At 69.0% G+C, this 20,333-nt stretch carries 17 protein-coding genes; 6 read left to right on the top strand and 11 right to left on the bottom strand.

All coding sequences use genetic code 11. The annotated features are described in order from the left end of the window. Positions 1-29 precede the first annotated feature (29 nt). From EYW49_RS14670 to hydF, 4 genes are read left to right on the top strand one after another with little or no spacing between them, the layout of a single operon-like run. Positions 30-1,844, top strand: a complete 1,815-nt coding sequence (locus tag EYW49_RS14670; protein WP_131310341.1) for a 2Fe-2S iron-sulfur cluster binding domain-containing protein — start codon at positions 30-32, stop codon at positions 1,842-1,844. A 38-nt stretch (positions 1,845-1,882) separates the two neighbouring features. After that, the gene (gene hydG, locus EYW49_RS14665; RefSeq protein ID WP_131310340.1) at positions 1,883-3,283 is read left to right on the top strand and encodes a [FeFe] hydrogenase H-cluster radical SAM maturase HydG; all 1,401 of its coding nucleotides are present in this window, start codon (positions 1,883-1,885) and stop codon (positions 3,281-3,283) included. Beyond that, complete coding sequence (locus EYW49_RS14660; protein WP_131310339.1) at positions 3,270-4,712, top strand: aspartate ammonia-lyase; 1,443 nt, start codon at positions 3,270-3,272, stop codon at positions 4,710-4,712. Before hydG ends, EYW49_RS14660 begins: the two co-directional genes overlap by 14 nt. A gap of 16 nt (positions 4,713-4,728) precedes the next feature. Continuing rightward, positions 4,729-5,961: a [FeFe] hydrogenase H-cluster maturation GTPase HydF gene (gene hydF, locus EYW49_RS14655; RefSeq protein ID WP_131310338.1), complete on the top strand. Its 1,233-nt coding sequence runs from the start codon at positions 4,729-4,731 to the stop codon at positions 5,959-5,961. A gap of 7 nt (positions 5,962-5,968) precedes the next feature. Here the strand turns inward: hydF and hydE are convergent, their stop codons facing one another. From hydE to EYW49_RS14615, 8 genes are all read right to left on the bottom strand, one after another. After that, a complete protein-coding gene (hydE, locus tag EYW49_RS14650) occupies positions 5,969-7,054 on the bottom strand; it encodes a [FeFe] hydrogenase H-cluster radical SAM maturase HydE (RefSeq protein ID WP_131310337.1) in 1,086 nt (361 codons plus the stop codon). Positions 7,055-7,180: 126 nt separating this feature from the next. Beyond that, positions 7,181-7,402: a SlyX family protein gene (locus EYW49_RS14645; protein WP_131310336.1), complete on the bottom strand. Its 222-nt coding sequence runs from the start codon at positions 7,400-7,402 to the stop codon at positions 7,181-7,183. A gap of 25 nt (positions 7,403-7,427) precedes the next feature. Beyond that, positions 7,428-8,489: an ABC transporter ATP-binding protein gene (locus EYW49_RS14640; protein ID WP_131310335.1), complete on the bottom strand. Its 1,062-nt coding sequence runs from the start codon at positions 8,487-8,489 to the stop codon at positions 7,428-7,430. Between the two features lie 30 nt (positions 8,490-8,519). Continuing rightward, the gene (locus EYW49_RS14635) at positions 8,520-9,344 is read right to left on the bottom strand and encodes a carbohydrate ABC transporter permease (protein WP_131310334.1); all 825 of its coding nucleotides are present in this window, start codon (positions 9,342-9,344) and stop codon (positions 8,520-8,522) included. Positions 9,345-9,353: 9 nt separating this feature from the next. Beyond that, positions 9,354-10,232 carry a carbohydrate ABC transporter permease gene (locus EYW49_RS14630; RefSeq protein ID WP_228259621.1) on the bottom strand — a complete coding sequence of 293 codons (879 nt, stop codon included), beginning with the start codon at positions 10,230-10,232 and terminating at the stop codon, positions 9,354-9,356. Positions 10,233-10,311: 79 nt separating this feature from the next. Beyond that, entirely contained in the window at positions 10,312-11,646 is a 1,335-nt protein-coding gene (locus tag EYW49_RS14625; protein WP_131310333.1) for an ABC transporter substrate-binding protein, read from the bottom strand. Between the two features lie 73 nt (positions 11,647-11,719). Next, positions 11,720-12,379 (bottom strand): GntR family transcriptional regulator, encoded by a 660-nt coding sequence (locus EYW49_RS14620; protein WP_131310332.1) that lies wholly within the window; start codon positions 12,377-12,379, stop codon positions 11,720-11,722. A gap of 36 nt (positions 12,380-12,415) precedes the next feature. Then, positions 12,416-13,300 (bottom strand): dihydrodipicolinate synthase family protein, encoded by an 885-nt coding sequence (locus EYW49_RS14615; RefSeq protein WP_228259620.1) that lies wholly within the window; start codon positions 13,298-13,300, stop codon positions 12,416-12,418. Positions 13,301-14,145: 845 nt separating this feature from the next. On the opposite strand from EYW49_RS14615, the gene EYW49_RS14610 reads away from it, so the two are divergent. Next, the gene (locus tag EYW49_RS14610; protein ID WP_165498266.1) at positions 14,146-14,844 is read left to right on the top strand and encodes a FadR/GntR family transcriptional regulator; all 699 of its coding nucleotides are present in this window, start codon (positions 14,146-14,148) and stop codon (positions 14,842-14,844) included. A gap of 235 nt (positions 14,845-15,079) precedes the next feature. Here the strand turns inward: EYW49_RS14610 and uxaC are convergent, their stop codons facing one another. After that, on the bottom strand, positions 15,080-16,531 hold the full coding sequence (gene uxaC, locus EYW49_RS14605) for a glucuronate isomerase (RefSeq protein WP_131310329.1): 1,452 nt from the start codon (positions 16,529-16,531) through the stop codon (positions 15,080-15,082). Between the two features lie 361 nt (positions 16,532-16,892). Here uxaC and EYW49_RS14600 point away from each other — a divergent pair, with 361 nt between their 5' ends. Next, complete coding sequence (locus EYW49_RS14600; RefSeq protein ID WP_131310328.1) at positions 16,893-18,161, top strand: MFS transporter; 1,269 nt, start codon at positions 16,893-16,895, stop codon at positions 18,159-18,161. A 93-nt stretch (positions 18,162-18,254) separates the two neighbouring features. Here EYW49_RS14600 and EYW49_RS14595 read toward each other — a convergent pair whose 3' ends face one another. Then, on the bottom strand, positions 18,255-19,886 hold the full coding sequence (locus tag EYW49_RS14595; RefSeq protein WP_131310327.1) for an alpha-D-glucose phosphate-specific phosphoglucomutase: 1,632 nt from the start codon (positions 19,884-19,886) through the stop codon (positions 18,255-18,257). 202 nt (positions 19,887-20,088) lie between these two features. Further along, positions 20,089-20,333, bottom strand: a 245-nt coding sequence (locus EYW49_RS14590) for a CoA-transferase (protein ID WP_323052994.1), incomplete at its 5' end; no start/stop codon positions are given.

Here is a 20,333-nt window from a genome sequence, read left to right as displayed (position 1 = left end):
GGTATTCGAACGCGAAGGATGGGACGGACATGGAAGCGCTCATCAACGGCAAGCCGATCGCCTTCGAAGCCGGCGACACGATCCTGACGGCGGCCCGGCGGGTCGGCTGCTACATTCCGAGCCTGTGTGAACTGGCCGACATCGACCATGCCCCCGGCACCTGCCGGGTCTGTCTGGTCGAGGAACGTCGCGCCGGCCAGACCGCGACCCATGTGGTGACGGCCTGCAACACGCCGATGGAAGAGGGCATCGAGGTCTTCACGCGGACGCCGAAGATCCGCGAGATGCAGAAGCTGCAGACCGAGTTGCTGCTCGCCGACCATGATCAGGATTGCGCGACCTGCGTGCGCCACGGCAATTGCGAACTGCAGGACGTCGCCCAGTTCGTCGGCCTGCAGCAGTCGCGCTTCGCCAATCCGATATGGGCCAAGAGCCGGCCGGTCGACCGTTCGTCGCTGTCGATCACCCGCGACATGGGCAAGTGCATCCGCTGCCAGCGCTGCGTCGCGGTGTGCCGCGACGTCCAGGGGATCGACGCGTTGTCGATCACCGAACGCGGCATCGGCACCTGTGTCGAGATCCGCGGCACCCTGGTCGGCGGCGAATCCGAATGCGTCAGTTGCGGCCAGTGCGTGATGGTGTGCCCGACCGGGGCGCTCGCCGAACGCGACGACACCGACCGGGTGATCGATCACCTCTACGATCCGGACATCGTCACGGTGTTCCAGTTCGCGCCGGCGGTCCGGGTCGGTTTCGCCGACAGCCTGGGCATCGACAATGCCGAGGGCCAGATCATCACGGCGCTGCGGAAGATGGGCGCCGACATCGTCATCGACACCAATTTCGCCGCGGACTTGGTGATCATGGAAGAGGGGACCGAGGTCGTCCGCCACATCCGGCAAGGCAAGCGGCCGACCTTCACCTCGTGCTGCCCCGGCTGGGTCAACTTCGTCGAGAAGAACTATCCCGACATCCTGCCGCATCTGTCGTCGGCGCGCTCGCCGCAGCAGTGCCTGGGCAGTCTCGCCAAGACCTATCTGGCCGAGAAGATGGAGATCGATCCGGCACGGATGCGGGTGATCTCGATCATGCCCTGCACCGCCAAGAAGGACGAGATGAACCGGCCGCAACTGGCCAAGAACGGCGTGCCGGACGTCGACGTGGTGCTGACCATCCGCGAATTCGCGCGCCTCCTGCGGCGCGAGGGCATCGATCTCGCGGCGCTCGAGCCCGGCACCTTCGACAATCCGCATCTCGGCGGCTATTCCGGCGCCGGCGCGATCTTCGGCACCACCGGCGGGGTGATGGAAGCGGCCGTCCGCAGCGCCTATTTCCTGATCAACGGTAAGGAGTTGCCCAATGCGGAAGTGACCGCGCTGCGCAGCTTCGAGAACATCCGGACCGCCACCGTCGCGGTCGGCGGCGGGTTGCCGGACGTCAATCTGGCGATCTGCCACGGGCTGAAGGCGGCGCGCGACGTGGTCGAGGGGGTGCTCTCCGGCAAGTACGACTTCGACTTCATCGAGGTCATGGCCTGCCCCGGCGGCTGCGTCACCGGCGGCGGTCACCTGCGCCACAAGAAGGCCTATCAGGCCGGGGCGCCGAAGAAGCGGGTGACGCTGTTCGACATCGATGCGCAGCGGGTGATCCGCCAATCGCACAACAATCCGCAGATCCAGCACCTCTACAGCGACTACCTCGGCGAGCCGATGTCGGAGCGGGCCCATCACCTGCTGCACACCTGGTACACCGACCGCAAGAAAGAAGCGGATGTGGCGGTCAAGGAGATCCGGCGCGAAATCCGTCTCGCCCTGCCGAAGGCCAAGGCCTCCGAGAGGGTGTGACGGCGACGACCGCCGGACCACCGGCGCGAGGGGGATGCATGACGGCAGAACAGACGACGGCGACTTGGCTCGATCCGGCGGCGATCGCCGCGACGCTGGCCGAGGCCGGGCGCGAAGACAAGGGACGGATCCGCGAGATCCTGGCCAAGGCGGCGCTGCTCGGCGGCCTCGATGCGACCGATGTCGCGGTGTTGTCGCAGGTCCGAGATCCCGATCTGGTGGCGGAGCTGTTCCACACCGCCGAGCGGGCCAAGACCGAGATCTACGGCCAGCGCATCGTGCTGTTCGCGCCGCTCTACTTCTCCAACATCTGCACCAACGAATGCGTCTATTGCGCCTTCCGGCGCTCCAACCGCGATCTGGTGCGCAAGATCCTGACGCTCGAGGAGATCGCCGCGGAGGCCGCGGCGCTGATCGACCAGGGTCACAAGCGGGTGCTGCTGATCGGCGGCGAGGCCTTCCCCAAGGACGGTTTCCGCTACATCCTCGATGCGATTTCGACGATCTACGGGGTCAAGCGCGAGCGTGGCGAGATCCGGCGGATCAACGTCAATCTGGCGCCGCTCTCCACCGACGAGTTCCGCCTGCTCAAGGGCGCCGGCATCGGCACCTATCAGCTGTTCCAGGAGACCTACGACCGCGAGCTCTACGGCCGCGTCCACGTCGACGGCCGCAAGGCGGACTTCGACTGGCGGGCCACGGCGATCGACCGGGCAATGAACGCCGGAATCGACGACGTCGGCCTCGGGGTACTGTTCGGGCTCGGCGACTGGCGCTTCGAGATGCTGGCCCTGATGCAGCACATCAGCCATCTCGAGGACGTGTTCGGGGTCGGCTGCCACACCATCAGCGTGCCGCGGATGGAGCCGGCGGTCGGGTCGGAGATGGCCTCGCATCCGCCGCACCCGGTCTCGGACGACGACTTCAAGAAGATCGTCGCGGTGCTGCGCCTGGCGGTGCCCTACACCGGGCTGATCATGAGCACGCGGGAGACCGCCGAGATGCGGCGGGCGACCTTCGCGCTCGGGGTGTCGCAGATTTCCGGCGGCAGCCGCACCAATCCCGGCGGCTACGCGACGCCCGAGGACGAGGACGCCGCCCAGTTCGAACGCGGCGATCACCGCGACCTCGACGCGGTGGTGCGCGACATCGCCGAAGGTGGACGGATCCCGTCGTTCTGCACCGCTTGCTACCGCATGGGGCGGACCGGCCACGACTTCATGGATCTGGCCCGGCCGGGGCTGATCCGCGAGATGTGCGGGCCGAACGGCCTGTCGTCCTTCGCCGAATATCTCCTCGACTACGGTTCGGAGGAGACGCGGGCGGCCGGCGACCGGGCGATCGATGCCGAGATCGCCTCGATGGAGCCGCGCATCCGCCGGTATTCCGAGACCATGGTCGCCAAGGTGCGGGCGGGCAAACGCGATGTCTTCCGCTGACGGAGCGGCGGACGGCGGGACGTCGACCGACGATCCGGGCGGGCGGGTCGAGCGCGACCTGCTCGGCGAACGCCTCGTGCCGCGCGACGTCCATTGGGGCATCCACACGCTGCGGGCGCTCGAGAACTTTCCGCTGAGCGGCCGCCGGGTCCATCCCGAGCTGATCCGCGGCATGCTGGCGGTCAAGGCGGCGGCGGCGGAGACCAACCGGCGGATCGGCGCCCTCGACGGGGCGGTGGCCGGAGCGATCGTGCGGGCCTGCGCCGAGATCGCCGAGGGGCCGCTGTTCGACGAGATCGTCGTCGATGCGCTGCAGGGCGGGGCCGGCACCTCGCTCAACCTCAACGTCGACGAAGTGGTCGCCAACCGCGCCGAGGAGATCCTCGGGGGGCGGCGCGGCACCGCGAGCCGGGTCGATCCGATCGCCCACGTCAATCTCCACCAGTCGACCAACGACACCTTCCCGACCGCCCTGAAGATCGCGGCGATCCGCCTGCTCGGCCGCCTCGAACCGGCGATCGCCGATCTCCAGACGGCGTTCCAGGCGCAGGAGAGCCGCTGGGCCGGGGTGGTCAAGATGGGGCGGACCGAGTTGCAGGACGCCTGTCCGATCGGCTGGGGGGCGGTGTTCTCGGCCTGGGCGGAGGCGCTGTCGCGCGACCGCTGGCGGGTGTCGAAATGCGAGGAACGCCTGCGGGTGGTCAATCTCGGCGGCACGGCGATCGGCACCGGCATCGCCGCGCCGCGCGCCTATGTGTTCCAGGTGGTCGACGTGCTGCGCGCCACCACCGGCCTCGGGTTGGCGCGGGCCGAGAATCTGGTCGACGCCACCCAGAACGCCGACGCCTTCGTCGAGGTCTCGGGGATCCTCAAGGCCCATGCGGTCGATCTGTTCAAGATCTCCTCGGACCTGCGGCTGCTCGCCTCGGGGCCGGACGCCGGGTTTGCCGAGATCCGCCTGCCGGCGATGCAGGCCGGCTCCAGCCTGATGCCGGGCAAGGTCAATCCGGTGATCTGCGAGGCTGTGGGCCAAGTGGCGTTGAAGGCGATCGGCCACGATTCGGTGGTGACCGCGGCGGCGGCGGCCGGCCAACTCGAGCTCAACCCCTTCCTGCCGCTGGTCGCCGATGCGCTGCTCGACATGCTGACCATCCTCACCGCGGCCTGCCGGGTGTTCGCGACCCGCTGCGTCGAGGGCATCGTCGTCGACAGCGAGCGCTGCGCCGATCTGGTCGGGCGGTCGTCGGCGGTGGTGACCGCTCTGGTCGGCACGCTCGGCTATGCGCAGGCGAGCGCAGTGGCGCGCGAGGCGCGGGCGAGCGGACGGACGATCGCCGAAGTGGTGCTGGCTCGAGGGTTGGTCGACGAGGCGACGCTGCGGCGGCTCCTCTCGGCGGAGGCGACGACGGCGCTGGGACGGCGGGGTTAGGCGAGGAGAGACGGCGATGATCGGCACACTGAAGAGCCTGCGGCCGACGATCGGCGTGTTCGGCCGGCGCAACGTCGGCAAGTCGTCGCTGGTCAACGCGCTGATCGGCCAGGACGTGTCGATCGTCTCGGCGATCGCCGGCACCACCACCGATCCGGTCGAAAAGGCGATGGAACTGGCGCCGCTCGGGCCGGTGACCTTCGTCGACACCGCCGGCGTCGACGACGAGGGCGAGCTCGGAACCTTGCGCATGGCCCGCACCACCGCGGCGCTGGAGCGCTGCGACGCGGCGATGGTGGTGGTCGACGAGGCCGGGCTCGGTGCCGACGAGGAGATTCTGTTCGCCGCCTTACGATCCCACGAGACCCCGTTCTTCGTGGTGTTCGGCAAGGCCGATCTGGCGCCGCCGCGGGATGCCGACCGCGACCGGCTGGCCCGCGACGGCATCGCCGCGGTCGCCGTCTCGGCGGTCCGGGGCGAGGGACTGGCGGCGTTGCGCGAGGCGCTGCTCGCGGTGATCCCCGACGAGGGCTTCGAAACGCCGCATCTCCTCGGCGACCTGATCCGGCCGGGTGGCCTGGTGGTGCTGGTGGTGCCGATCGATCTCGGCGCGCCGAAGGGGCGGCTGATCCTGCCGCAGGTGATGGCGATCCGCGACATTCTCGATGCCGACGCGACCAGCGTGGTGGTCAAGGAACGCGAGTTGCGCGACACCCTGGCGCGGCTCGGGCGCAAGCCGGATCTGGTGGTGTGCGATTCGCAAGTGGTGCTGAAGGCCGCCGCCGACACGCCCGACGACGTGCCGCTGACCACCTTCTCGATCCTGATGGCCCGGTTCAAGGGCGATCTGGTGGCCTTCGCGGCCGGCGCCGCGGCGATCGACCGATTGCGGCCGGGGGCCCGCGTCCTGGTCGCCGAGGCCTGCAGCCATCATGCGCTCGCCGACGACATCGGCCGGGTCAAGATCCCGCGCTGGCTGCGCCAATATGCGGGCGGCGATCTGGTCTTCGAGACCGTGGCGGGGCGCGATTTTCCCGCCGATCTCTCGCCCTATGCGCTGATCGTCCAGTGCGGCGGTTGCATGGTCAACCGCAAGCAGGTGCTGCTGCGCCAGCGCCGGGCGGCCGAGCAGGGGGTGGCGATGACCAATTACGGCGTCACCATCTCGCGGGTCCAGGGCGTGTTGCCGCGGGCGCTCGCGTGTTTTCCGGCGGCGCGTGCCGCCTTCGAGGCGGCCGCGGCGGAGTGACGCGTCCTCAGGCGCCGGCGGTCGGCCGGGCCTTGCGCGAATGCCCCGGTCCTTCGCCGACGAAACGTCCGAGGCTCCAGATGCGCGCGGTGGCGCAGCTCGAGCACGAGCCGTCGCCCTCGTCGACGCAGGGCTTGTCGGGATAGAGCAGGTAGTCCTTGCGATAGCGGCCGGGCGTGTCGTTGGGCATGAACACGTCGGCGCCGCGCTGCAGCGCGAGGTCGCGGCCGACGCCGGGGAACATCGCGTCGAAGGCGGTGGTGGCGGGGACGCGCAGGTCGGGATCGATCAGTCGCAGGGCGGCGACCGCGGCGAAACACATCTCCGGATCGTCGGCCCAGGCATTGGCCTGCCCGGCCAGCGGCGTGTCGGGATGGGCGATGAACGGGCCGATGCCGACCATGTCGAGATCGAGGGTGTGGACCAGCACCAGATTGTCGGCGAGCCGCTCGAGGGTCTCGCCGGGCAGGCCGATCATGAAGCCGGAGCCGACCTGGACGCCGAGATCGCGCAAGTCCGAGAGACAGTGCAGGCGTTCGGCGAGGCTGCAGTCGGGGTGGAGCCGGGCGAAGAGATCCGGGTCGCTGGTCTCGAAGCGCAGCAGATAGCGGTCCATGCCGGCGTCGCGCCAGGTGGCGTAGACGGCGCGCGGGCGATTGCCGGCCGAGACGGTGACGGCGAGCGGGGTCTCGGCGCGGATGCGGGTGATCAGTGCGGCGAGGCGGTCGTTCTCGGCCGGGGTGTCGACCTCGCCCGATTGCAGGACGATGGTGGTCTGGCCCCAGCCGGCCATGCGGCGGGCGACCGCGAGGATCTCGTCGGCGTCGATGCGATAGCGGTGGGGATGCGGATTGGAGCGGCGGATGCCGCAATAGAGGCAGTCGTTGGCGCAGACGTTGGAGAATTCGACGATGCCGCGCAGGAACACCTCGTCGCCCATGTGGGCGCGCCGCACCGCATCGGCCCGGGCATAGAGCGCCTCGCGCGGCGAGCGCAGCAGGTCGACCACCGCGGCGCGGTCGATCGGGCCGGCGAGCGGCCCGGCGGCGGCCGCTGCCGCGTCGAAGGAAACCGGATCGGGATCGTGCCCCATGGCCGAAGAACTCCCACGTCCCGGAGGCCGAACGGGCCCGGAGACCGTGCGATCATAATCGGTTCGGGGTGCCCCGACGAGGGCGGTGCGGCCGGCCGCCCCGCATTTCGCCATGCGCGGCGGGCGTCAGTAGTGGGGCGGCGGCGGTTCGGGGGCGCCGGAGAAACGCGCCGCGGTCTCGGCCTCCTTGACCCGGTCGGCGAGGCCTTCGAGGCGGCGGGTCAGGGCATCGATCGAGCGCCACTGGGCGACCAGCGCGGCGTTGAGGTCCTCGATGATCCGATCCTGGTGGGCGATGCGCACTTCCATCTCGACGAGGCGGTCGGCGAAGTCGGCGGGATCGGTCATCGGAACCTCGGGTTCGGGGCGCGACTCACAGGCGGCGGCCGCTCGCCGGATCGAACAGATGGACGAAGCCGGGGGCGACGTCGACCCTGACGGTGTCGCCGGGGGCGAGGTCGAGGCGGTCGCGGAACAGGCAGAACAGCGGCTGGGCGCCGAGCCGGCCGTGGACCATCATCTCCGAGCCGGTCGGCTCGACGCCGTGGACCTCGACCGGCACGCCGTCGGCGGTGACCCGCAGGTGCTCGGGGCGGACGCCGTAGATCGCCGGGGTGTCGGCGGCGATCGGGCAATCGGCGGGCAAAGGCAGGGCGATGCCGTCGGCGGTGACGAAGCGCGGCGCCGGGTCGGTGACGATGCGGCCTTCGACGAAGTTCATCGCCGGCGAGCCGATGAAGCCGGCGACGAACAGGTTGTCGGGGCGGTCGTAGAGGTCGAGGGGGCGGCCGATCTGCTCGACGCGGCCGTCGCGCAGCACGACGATGCGATCGGCCATGGTCATGGCCTCGATCTGGTCGTGGGTGACGTAGATCACCGTGGTGCCGAGGCGGCGGTGGAGGTCCTTGATCTCCGAGCGCATCTGCACGCGCAGTTTGGCGTCGAGGTTGGACAGCGGCTCGTCGAACAGGAAGACGCGGGGATCGCGGACGATCGCCCGACCCATGGCGACGCGCTGGCGTTGGCCGCCGGAGAGTTGCCGCGGGAAACGCTCGAGCAGGCTCTCGAGGCCGAGGATCTCGGCGGCGCGGCCGACCCGCGAGCGGGTCTCGTCGGCGGCGACCTTCTTCAGCTTGAGGGCGAAGCCCATGTTGTCGGCGACGCTCATGTGCGGATAGAGCGCGTAGTTCTGGAACACCATGGCGATGTCGCGTTCCTTGGCGGGCAGGTCGTTGACGACCTTGTCGCCGATGGCGATCTCGCCTTGGCTGATGCTCTCGAGGCCGGCGATCATGCGCAGCAGCGTCGACTTGCCGCAGCCGGAGGGCCCGACCAGCACGACGAACTCGCCGTCGGTGATGTCGACGGACACGTCGCGGATGATCTTGGCGGCGCCGAAGTGCTTTTCGACGCGTCTGATCGAAACCGAAGCCATGGACTTACTCTCGCGTGGGGACGGAAGACGTCAGCCGCCCTTGACGGCACCGGCGGTGAGGCCGGCGACGATCTGGCGCTGGGCGAAGACGGTGAGCAGCAGGACCGGCAAGGTCACCACCAGAGCGGCGGCGGCGAGCGGGCCCCAACTGACCTGTTCGAAGGACAGCATGTTGTAGACTGCGACCGGCAAGGTGCGGGTGGTGCGCCCGGCCAGCACGATGCCGAACAGGAAGTTGTTCCAGGAGAAGATCACCGACAGGATGAAGGCGACGACGATGCCGGGCCGGGCGATCGGCAGGGCGACCTTCATGAAGATCTCCCAGCGGTTGGCGCCGTCGATCATCGCCGCTTCTTCGAGTTCGATCGGGGTGGTCTCGAAATAGCCGATCATGATCCAGATGACGATCGGCACGGTCACCACCAGATGGATGATGATCTGCGGCCACAGGGTGCCGATCAGGCCGAGGCTCTGGAACACCAGGAACATCGGGATCAGGAACGAAAGCCCCGGGGTCATGCGGGCGATCATCACGATCACCGCCGACTTGCGGGCCTTCATCCGCGCCATGCCGAAGCCGGCCGGCACGCCGACGGCCAGCGCCGCGAGGGTCGCAGAGCCGGTGACGATCACGCTGTTGACGAAATAGCGCAGGAAGTCGTTGGCCTGGAAGATCTGGGTGTAGTTCGACCAGGCGAAGCGTTCGGGGATCAGGATCGGCGGATAGGCGCCGTTGTCGATCTCGTATTTGAGCGACAGCGACAACATCCACAGGAAGAACAGGATCGCCGGCGAGACCACGACGATCAGCACGAGCGCGGTGCCGAGGCCCCTCAGGATGCGGCGCAGGGTCATGGCGGATCCTCACAGGCTCCATTGGCTGCGTTGCCGCAACCACAGGAGCGCCAGCGACAGGGTGATGATGACGATGAAGAAGACCACGGCGATGGCCGAGCCGTAACCGATGTCGTAATAGGAGAAGGCGACGTTGTAGAGGTAGATGTTGATCGTCTCCGACGCCGTCCCCGGTCCGCCTTGGGTCATGGCATAGATGATGTCGAAGCTCTTCAGCGCGTCGATGGTGCGGATCACCACGGCGATCATCATGAAGGGCAGGATCATCGGATAGGTGATGTAGCGGAACTGCTGCCAGCGGCTGGCGCCGTCGATCTCGGCGCTCTCGTAGGGCTCGGTCGGGGCGGCGGCGAGGCCGCCCAGCACGATCAGCATCACCAGCGGCGTCCATTGCCAGGTCTCGACCACCACCAGCGAGGCGATCACCGTGTCCTGGTCGAAGATCCACGCCTGGGCGGGCAGCCCGACCAGCGACAGGAGGTAGTTGAGGACGCCGAGCTGGGGGTGGAACATCATGGTCCACACCAGGGCGATGGCCACCGGGGTGGCCATCATCGGCATCACGAAGATGCCGCGCAGGGCGCCGCGGAACGGCACTTCGGCATGGAACACCAGCGCGGCGACGGTGCCGAGGATCAACGGCGCGACCACGGAGGCGGTGGTGTAGATCACGGTGCGCAGCAGCGACAACCAGAAGCGGGTATCGTGGGCGAGGCGCGCATAATTGTCCCAGGCGACGAAGTGCTGGGAGCCGCCGAGCGTCCATTCGTTGACGCTCATCCACAGGGTGAAGACCCAGGGAAAGACGATCACCGCGGCGATCAGCACGACCGCCGGGGCGATGAAGGGCCGATAGCTCGGCTGCAGGGGATCTCTCGATCGGAACACGGGCGCGGTCCTCGACCCTCGGGGCGTGTGGCGACGGGGGGAGCGGCGGGGACCGGGAGCCCCCGCCGCCAACCGGGGTTCAGCCGGCTTCGGAACGTTCCAGGACCGGCCGGAACTCGGCGGTCGCCCGCTTCATCTCTGCCGCCGGATCGGCGCCGCCGAGCAGGTTGGTCAGGCCGACGCCGATGACGTCGCGGAACTCGGTGACCGGGACGATCACCGGCAAGGTCAGGCGGCTGATCTTGGCGGACTCGACCACCGCGTCGATCCAGCCCTTGGGCATGGTCACGCCCTTGATGACCTCCGGATCGGTCAGGATCGAATGGCGGAAGGGCACGCCGGCGCCGGCCTGGAGCATGCGCGCGCCGACCGACTTGGAGATCGCCCACTGGCAGTAGAGATAGGCGGCTTCCTTGTGGGCCGAAGCCGCGGTGACGCCGATGCCGTCACCGGTGGTGGCGGCGGCGCGGGTGACCGGACCCTTGGGCATCACGCCGTAGCCGACCTTGCCGACCACCCGCGACTTCTCCGGGTTCTCCAGCGGCGGCGCGAAACCGACGCCGTCGAACCACATGCCGATCTTGCCCTGCAGGAAGGCCGACTGGCATTCGGCCCAGTTGAAGCCGGTGACGCCCTTGGGCGCCGACTTGGTCATCAGGCGCTGGTAGAGCGCGGCGGCGGCGATCGCTTCGGGGCCGTCGGTGGCGAGGCGGCCGTCGGCGTCGAGGGAATCCTTGCCCCATCCGAGCAGCAGCGAGGTGAACACCGGGGTGTTGGCATTCTTGGCGCCGCGCGCCACGAAACCGTAGACGCCGGCGGCCGGATCGGTCAGCGCCTCGGCGGCCTTGACGAGGTCGTCGAAGGTCTCGGGATAGGCCAGCCCCTTGGCGGCGAACAGGTCCTTGTTCCAGTAGATGATCCAGTAGTCGACCGACAGCGGCAGGGCGCCGATGTGGCCGGCCTTGTCCTTGGCGAAGGACCAGCCGGCGGTGGCGAAGTCGCTCTCGACCAGGGTCGGCTCGGTCAGCGAGGGATCCTTCAGGAAGCTGGTGAGATCGGCGAGCCAGCCGCCCTTCTCGAACTGGCGCTTCTGGACGTGGTAACTGATGTGGACGACGTCGAAGCTCGGCTTGCCGGAGGACAGTTCGATGGTGGTCTTCTGGCGTTGCTGCTGTTCGGGGGTCTGTTCGGAATTGACCTTGATGCCGGTCAGGGCCTCGAACTCGGCCTGATACTTCTGCAGCGTGTCGCCGCGCGGGCTCTTGATCAGGTTCACCTCGAGCGTCGTGCCGGCGTATTTGCGCCAGTTCACCTCGGCCCGCGCGGGGGCGACCCCGGCGAGACCGGCGGCGCCGAGGGCGGCGGTGCCGGCGAGGAAGCCGCGGCGAGACGGATGGGACCAGTGACTGTGCATGTGACGTCCTCCCTGAAGGACACCGGCGTCGGCATCGTCGTGTCGCGATGTTCCTACGCCGCCGGTGCGGTGGTCATACTCTCAAGATCAGCTCCCGAGCCATGGCGATGTGACGGGTGATCGCGTCGACCGCGGCCGCGCCGTCGCGCGCCTGCATCGCCGTCACCACTTCGAGATGTTCGCGCATCACCGGCACGACGCGGCCGACGATGCGCGAGCGTTCCTGGGCGATCAGCCGCTGCTTGATCGAATTGACCCGGTAGGCCTTGGAGATGATCGAATTGCCGAGCGAATCGATGATGCGGTCGTGCAGCCCCCAGTCGAGCATCTGGGCGCGGTCTTCGAGGTCGGCCGCCGGTTCCGGCGACAGCGCCTCGGCGAGGATCGCCTCGTGCTCGGCGCGCAGTGCGGCGAGTTCGGCGTCGCTCGCCTCGCGGGTGAACACCGCGACCGCCTCGCGCTCCAGGAACAGACGGAACTGGAAGGCCTCGCGGATCAGATCGAAGTCGACGTGGGCGACCTGCATGCCGCGCTGGGGCACGGTCTTGATCAGACCCTCGACCTCGAGCCGGGGAATGATCTCGCGAATCGCGCCGAGCGGCATGCCGGTCAGTTCGACCAGCTCGCGCTGCGACACGAACTGGCCGGGGCGCACGTCGCGGGCGAGCAGGTGCTTGGTGAAGCGCGCATAGGCCTTCTCCCGCTGCTTGATCGGTCCGACCCGTTCGTTCACGCCGTCCCCCCTTCCGTTCGCGTCGCTCTCGCATCGTCAGGCGACAGGGAACACCCGATCGTAGAGGTCGGCAAGCGCCGCGGCGGCGATCGCCGGGGTCGCCTCCAACGGCGGCCGGGTGCGGCCCCACGCGGCGTCGCCGGTCATGTGGGCGACCAGCGCCTTGACCGCCGGGGTCACGGGATGGGCGAGCAGCGCCCGCACGAGCTCGACCATGCCCGGGTCGTCGCGGCCGAGATCGACCATGGCGCGCAGCCGGTCGGGGCGGAGATTGGCCATGCCGGAGATCGCCCCGACCGCGCCGAGGCGGACGGCGCGGGCGAGATCGCGCTCGTCGCCGACCAGGATCGCCAGATCGCCGCGGGCGGCGAGGAGAGCCTCGGTGTCGGCCCAGACGCCGCCGGAATCCTTGACCGCCGCCACCGCGCGGGGGAAGTCGCGGGCGAGCCGCAGGATCAGCTCGAGCGGCAGCGGCACCGCGGTCACCGAGGGGATGTGATAGAGGATCACGTCGCGGGCGTCGGCGCCCAGCGCGCCGATCAGCGCGCCGTACCAGGCGGCGAGCCCGTCGAGGCTCGGATTCTTGAAATAGAACGGCGGCGGGATCAGCACGGCGCGGCAACCGCGGGCCAGCCCATCGCGGGCCTGGGCGGCGGCGTCGGGCCAGGCGGCGGCGGCGACGCCGCAGACGATGCGGTCGGCCGGGATGCCGCCGGCGGCGAAGGCGTCGAACACCGCGGCGCGCTCGGCCTCGCCGATCGAGGCACCTTCGCCGGTGGTGCCGAACAGCGTGACGCTGTCGCAGCCGCGGTCGAGACAACTGCGGGCATGGGCCACCAGGGTGGCGACGGCGATGGTGCCGTCGGCCGCGAAGGGGGTGGTGAGGGCGGCCGAGACGCCGAAGGTGTCGAGGGTGCTCACGAAGGGTTCTCCTGCTCCGCACCGGCCGGTGGGCGAGTGCGGCAATGTTCGGCGGCCCGCGACGCCGGGGGGGTTCGGCGGCGAGGCGATGGCGTGACGCCGCGGCGACGCCGGTTCGACCCGGCGCGTCACCGGCCGGCGGTTGCGTGGCCGGACGTCCGGTGATGGCCGGCGAGCGGGTGCAGTGCGCGTCGCGACGGTTTCGGGCCGTCGACGGGACCGTCGATCCGGCCGTCGCGACGGGCTCTGCGCCGTCCCGTCCATCATCATCACAGAGTAACATGTTACAAGTTGGTCTTTGGTCGAACGCTGACCACGGCGCGAGCGCAGACCGAGGAGTCGCGGTCGCGATCGTGTCGGCGGGGCGCCCCGGGTGTCGGCCGGGGGAGGAGGCGGGGGACGGACGGTCCGTCGTCGAGCGGACTTGCGTAGGGGAAAGGAATTGTGAAAATGCCGCAGGGCCGTGAGCCGGCGTTCCCTGACCGGATCGGCCGCCCGTCCGATCGCCACACCGGCGATTTCACGAGAAAAATGGCCTTCCGACGAGGCGATTGCGCCGCGCCGCCGGCCGTGAGCGGTGGGACTCCCACCTATGGACAGGGTCGGACGAACGTGGAATGGTCCGGCGGCAAGGCCGCTTGACCGCAGCGTTTCGGCAGCCGGCCGGGGGGCGCGACGATGCCGTGACGATCGCCGCCGCGCTTCGGTCGTGGCGTGAGCGATCCGGTCGGCCGAGGTCGCCGTCGGCGGCGCCCGAGCGAGCCGGTCGTCGATATCGGCCGTTCATCGATGCGTCGTCGTCAGAGATCGTCCGCGTTCCGTCGTCTTCCGCTCCGAGGCCCGTCATGCCCTTTCAACCCATCGATTCCCAGCGGCTCTACCAGCGGGTGGCCGATCAGATCGGCGACATGATCCGCGGCGGCGAGTTTCCGCCCGGCCACCGCCTGCCGCCGGAACGCGACCTGTCGAAGTCGCTGGGGGTCAGCCGACCGGTGGTGCGCGAGGCGATGATCGCGCTGGAGATCGCCGGGCTGGTCGAAGTGCGGACCGGTTCGGGCACCTATGTCCGCGCCACCCGGCCGACGGCGCCGATCGCACCGATCGACGTCGGTCACAGCCCGAGCGACGTCATCTCGGCGCGGCTGATGATCGAGGGCGAGATCGCCCGGATCGCCGCGACCACGGCGAGCGAGCGCGATCTCGCGGAACTGGCCGATCTGGTCGAACTGATGACCCGGGAGCACGAAGACGGGGTGCCGGGCGAGGACACCGATCTGCGCTTCCACATGGGGATCGCCGCGGCGACCGGCAATGCGGTGCTGCCGACGGTGATCGAGCGACTGTGGCAGGATCAGCATGCGCCGGTGTTCGAGATTCTCAGCGAGCGGGTGCAACTGCCGGAGAACTGGGAGCCGACGCGGCGCTATCACGCGGCGATCCTCGAGGCCCTACAGAATCGCGATCCCGACGGCGCCGCGGCGGCGATGCGCGCCCATTTGGCCCAAGTGCTGGCGGTGCTGACCGGCGACGGCCCGATGGTCTGAACGCCACGAGGCGCGACCGGTGAGGCGATCCTTCGTCAGTTGAGGAAAATCTCGAGCCGCCACATCGCTGCCGCCGCGACGCAACGGCGATGACCGCCGCGCGGAGCGCGACGGCGACGGCCTCCCCGTGAGGCGGTCGTCTCCGTCGCTTCCGGCCACCGAGGGCGGCGGTGGCGGGGGCGAGCGGAGGCGGGACGTCGGCGGCAGGCGCCGCTCGCGTCGTCCCGCCTCTCGCTCAGAGCTTATAGGCCTGTTTGACGAGGCGGTAGGCGAGGTCGTGGGCGACCTCGAAGGCGTCGTCGCGGTCGAGGCGGTGTTCGGCGACCAGACGCGCCAGGAAGCCGGCGTCGATGCGGCGGGCGACGTCGTGGCGCGCCGGGATCGACAGGAACGCCCGGGTGTCGTCGTTGAAGCCGACGGTGTTGTAGAAGCCGGCGGTCTCGGTGACCTGCTCGCGGTAGCGCCGCATGCCCTCGGGGCTGTCGTGGAACCACCACGCCGGCCCGAGCTTCAGCGCCGGATAGTGGCCGGCGAGCGGGGCGAGCTCGCGCGAGTAGACCGTCTCGTCGAGGGTGAACAGGATGATGGTCAGATCGGGCCGGTTGCCGAAACGGGCGAGCAGGGGTTTCAGGTCTTCGACGTAGTCGGTCGGACCGGGAATGTCGCAGCCCTTGTCCTTGCCGAAACTCGCGAAGATCTCCGGGTTGTGGTCGCGGCGCGAGCCGGGATGGATCTGCATGGTGAGCCCGTCGGCGACCGACATCGCCGCCATCTCGGTCAGCATCTGAGCGCGGAACAGCTCGGCCTCGGCCGGCGTCGCCGATCCCGAACGGACCCGGGCATAGAGCGCCGCGGCGTCTTCCGCGGACAGGTCGGCGGTCTTGGCGGTGGGATGGCCGTGGTCGGTCGAGGTGCAGCCGCCGACCTCGACGAAGTATTTGCGCCGCTTGATCAAGGCCGACAGATAGCCGGCGTAGGAGCTGGTGTCCTCGCCGGTGATCCGCCCGAGGGTGTCGAGATTGGCGACGAAGCCGGGGAAGGCCGGGTCGACCACGGGATCGGGCCGGAAGGCGGTGACGACCCGGCCGGACCAGCCGGAGGCACGGATCGCCGCGTGGTGGCGGAGGTCGTCGAGCGGGCTCTCGGTGGTCGAGATCACTTCGATATTGAAGCGTTCGAACAGGGCGCGCGGGCGGAATTCGGGGCGCTCGAGGGCGGCGGCGATTTTGTCGTAGATCCGGTCGGCGCTGTCGGCGGAGAGGCGTTCGTCGATGCCGAAGACGGTCTGGAAGGCGTGGTTGAGCCAGATCCACGACGGCGTGCCGCGATAGAGGTGGAAGTTCTCGGCCAAGATGCGCCAGATCTTGCGCTTGTCGGTCTCGACCGGGCCGCCGTCGAGGCGCGGCACGCCGACCCGCTCCGGCCGAATGCCTTGAGAATAGAGCATGCGGTGGACGTAGTGGTCGGGGATCACGAACAGGCTCGACGGGTCGGGAAAAGCGGCGTTTTCGGCGTACCAGGCGGGATCGGTGTGGCCGTGGGGGCTGACGATCGGCAGACCGGCGACCGAGGCATAGAGCTCGCGGGCGATGGCGCGGGTGCCCGGGTCGGCGGGCAGCAGACGGTCGGGGTGCAGGGCGTAGGGGGCCGTGCTCGCGACCCGCTCCAGTACTCGATCGGTAGTCATGGAAGTCGTTTCCTCCGTTTCATGCGTATTCGCACTGATGAGGGCGACCTTCGGCGGGATCCTGCGTATTCGCACCGATCCCGCGGACGTCGTCGTCGCTGGACATTCTCTCAGAATGATCTAATGGTCAAGTGGTCAGGCCACCAGGGCGGTTGGCCGAACTCGCGAAGCTTCCGATCCGAGCTCGCGGTCGACATCACCCGAAAACGGGGGTGCGACCGTCCGAGAGGGGAACCGGATCGAGCCGCGGGGAGATCGGACGTCGGGACCCGGCCGCGCCGGTGGACGCTCGTCGATCTACGAAGACAGTCTCGGCCAATCAGGACACGGCGTCGGAAGGGCGGCGTGTGGGGAGAAGACCATGAAATTCATCCCGAAATTGAGATGGAAGATGTTGGCGCTGATGCTGCTCGGCACCATCGTGATCTACGTCGACCGCAACGTCCTCGGCGTTCTGGCACCGGTCCTGAAGAAGGAACTCGACTTCACGACCGAGCAGTATTCCTATGTCGTCTCGGCGTTCCAGATCGTCTACAGCTTCTCGCAGCCGGTCGCCGGCTATCTCACCGACCTGATCGGGCCGCGTATCGGCTACGCCGTCGCCGCCTTCGTCTGGGGTGCCGCCGCGGCGCTGCACGCCGCCTCCAGCGGCTGGGTGTCGATGGCCGGGTTCCGCGCCCTGCTCGGCCTGTCGGAAGCCGTCGCCATGCCGACCGGCACCAAGACCTCGACCCTGTGGTTCCCGCCGCAGGAGCGCTCGATCGCCACCGGTTGGTTCAACTCCGGTTCGTCGATCGGCGCGATGATCACGCCGCCGCTGGTGATCTGGCTGTCCACCGCCTACGGCTGGAAGCCCGCCTTCGTGATCACCGGCCTGCTCGGCTGCCTCCTGTCGGTGGTCTGGTATTGGCTCTACCGCGATCCCGAGAGCCATCCGCGCCTCAGCCCGGAAGAGCGTCTCTACATCAACTCCGGCAAGGTCGACGGAACCGTCGCCAAGCCGTCGCTGAAGGCGGTGTTCGCCCAGAAGAAATTCATCGGCGTGGTCATCGCCCGCTTCCTGACCGAACCGGCGTGGCAGACCTTCGCCTTCTGGATCCCGCTCTACATGGTCACGGTGCGGGGCATGGACATCAAGCAGTTCGCGCTGTTCGCCTGGCTGCCGTTCCTGTTCTCCGACCTCGGCTGCATCGGCGGCGGTTATCTCGCGCCGTTCTTCCACAAGCGGTTGAACATCGGCATCGTCAATTGCCGGCTCCTGGTGATCACCATCGGCGCGCTGTGCATGGTCGGCCCGGCGCTGATCAGCTTCGTGGTCAGCCCGGTCGCGGCGATCCTGTGCTTCTCGCTCGGCGGTTTCGCTCATCAGATGCTGTCGAGCATGATGTATGCGGTGGTCGGCGACGTGTTCGAGAAGTCGGAAGTGGCCACCGCCACCGGCATCGCCGGGATGTTCGGTTATCTCGGCGGGGCGATCTTCACCCTGGTGGTCGGTGCCTTGGCGACGACGCTCGGCTACGAGCCGCTGTTCGCGCTGCTGTTCCTGTTCGACGTGGTCGCGGCGGTGGTGCTGTGGATCTTCATCGGCCAGCGCGGCGGACGCCCGGTGGTGGCACAGCCGGCGGAATGATCGGCCGGCGCTGCGGCGCCCCCACGCTCGAAGACGACGACGGCCGCCGCGAGGGATCGCGGCGGCCGTCGGCGTTTCGGGGATCGATCGATCTCAGGTGATCACGTCGGGCGCGGTGCGGCCGGTGCGTTCGCGGATCCCGGCGATGGCGTCGGCGGCGGCGAGCACCTCGGCGAGAACCGCCTGGGGGTCGAGGTCGTGGCGGGCCGGATCGGGCTCGAAGATCTCGACATAGAGCCTGAGGGTCGCGCCTTCGGTGCCGGTGCCGGACAGGCGGAAGATCGCCCGCGAACCGTTCGAGAAGCCGACGCGGACGCCCTGTTTCGTCGACACCGAGCCGTCGGTCGGGTCGGTATAGGCGAAGTCGTCGGCGCTGGTCACCTCGAGGCCGGCGAAGGACTTGCCGGGCAAGGTCGCCAGACTCCCACGCAGATCGGCGAACAGGCGATCGGCGACGTCGCTGGCGATGGCTTCGTAGTCGTGGCGCGAATAATAGTCGCGGCCGTAGGTCGCCCAATGGTCGGCCATGATCGCGGCGATCGACAGGCGCCGGGTGGCGATGACGTCGAGCCAGATCAGCACCGCCCACAGGCCGTCCTTCTCGCGGACGTGGTCGGAGCCGGTGCCGGCGCTCTCCTCGCCGCAGATGGTGACACGGGCCGCGTCGAGCAGATTGCCGAAGAACTTCCAGCCGGTCGGGGTCTCGTAGAAGCCGATGCCGAGTTTCTCGGCGACGCGGTCGGCGGCGCGGCTGGTCGGCATCGAACGGGCGATGCCCTTCAGACCCGCGGTATAGCCCTTGGCGAGATGGAGATTGGCGGCGAGCACCGCGAGACTGTCGGAGGGCGCCACCGAGATGCCGCGGCCGAGCACGATGTTGCGGTCGCCGTCGCCGTCGGAGGCCGCGCCCATGTCGGGGGCGTCCGGCCCGAACATGATGTCGAATAGCTCCTTGGCGTGGACCGGGTTGGGATCGGGGTGGTGGTGGCCGAAGTCGGGCAGGGGCACGCCGTTGACCACGGTGCCGGCCGGGGCGCCGAGCTCGCCTTCGAGGATGGCGGTGGCATAGGGGCCGGTGATCGCGCTCATGGCGTCGAAGCGCAGGGTGAAGCCCGAGGCGAACAGGGCGCGGATGCGATCGAAGTCGACCAGATCCTTCATCATCTCCAGGTAGTCGGCGACCGGGTCGACGATCTCGACCGCCATGCCGGCGAGATCGAAGGTGCCGAGGACGTCGATCGGCGGGGCCGGTTCCGAGACGATGGCGTAAGATGCGATGGTGGTGGTGGCGGCATAGATCGCGTCGGTGATCGGCTCGGGGGCCGGGCCGCCGTTGGCGATGTTGAACTTGAGACCGAAGTCGCCGTCTTCGCCGCCGGGGTTGTGGCTGGCCGAAAGGACGAAGCCGCCGAAGGCGCGGCGCTTGCGGATCAGGTTGGAGGCCGCCGGGGTCGACAGCAGGCCGCCGCGGCCGACGATCGCCTTGGCGGCACCGGCGGCGGCGAGCATGCGCAGGATCACGCCGATGGCGGTGTCGTTGAAGAAGCGGCCGTCGCCGCCGACCACGACGGTGCGGCCGGCGACGCCGCCGACCCCTTCGATGATCGCCTGGACGTAGTTCTCGAGATAGCCGGGGGTGCGGAACACCGCGGTCTTCTTGCGCAGGCCGGAGGTGCCGGGCTTCTGTCCGGGGATCGGCGAGGTCGAGATCGTCTGGGTGGTCATGCGGTCAAGCTCCCTTGGGTGGAGACCCTATTCTCTTCCTAGCCGAGGGGCGGGCGAAACTCCAGATGGTGGGGCTGGTCGGTGCCGGTTCCGCGCCGGTTCGGTCGCCGGGCGAGCGCCGCCGGGCTCGGTCGGGGTGGTCGCGACGAAGAAACGCCCGGCGCCGCGGTGAGGCGGACGCCGGGCGCAAGGCGGTCCGGGATCAGGCGATGGCCATTTCCGGGACGTGGTCGGGGATGATCAGGGTGGCCTGGGTGGCGGCGACGACCTCGGCGACGGTGACGCCGGGGGCGGTCTCGCGCAGCACCAGACCTTCGGCGGTCGGTTCGATCACCGCCATCTCGGTGACGATCAGCGACACGCGGCGCACCGAGGTGAGCGGCAGGTCGCACTTCTTGAGGATCTTCGGCGCGCCCTTGGCGGTGTGGGTCATGGCGACGATCACCT

This window comes from Siculibacillus lacustris, assembly GCF_004328075.1.
GTDB classification, from domain to species: domain Bacteria; phylum Pseudomonadota; class Alphaproteobacteria; order Rhizobiales; family Ancalomicrobiaceae; genus Siculibacillus; species Siculibacillus lacustris.
Note: the sequence above shows the minus strand (reverse complement) of the source record. Positions and strands in the feature narration are given on the sequence as shown.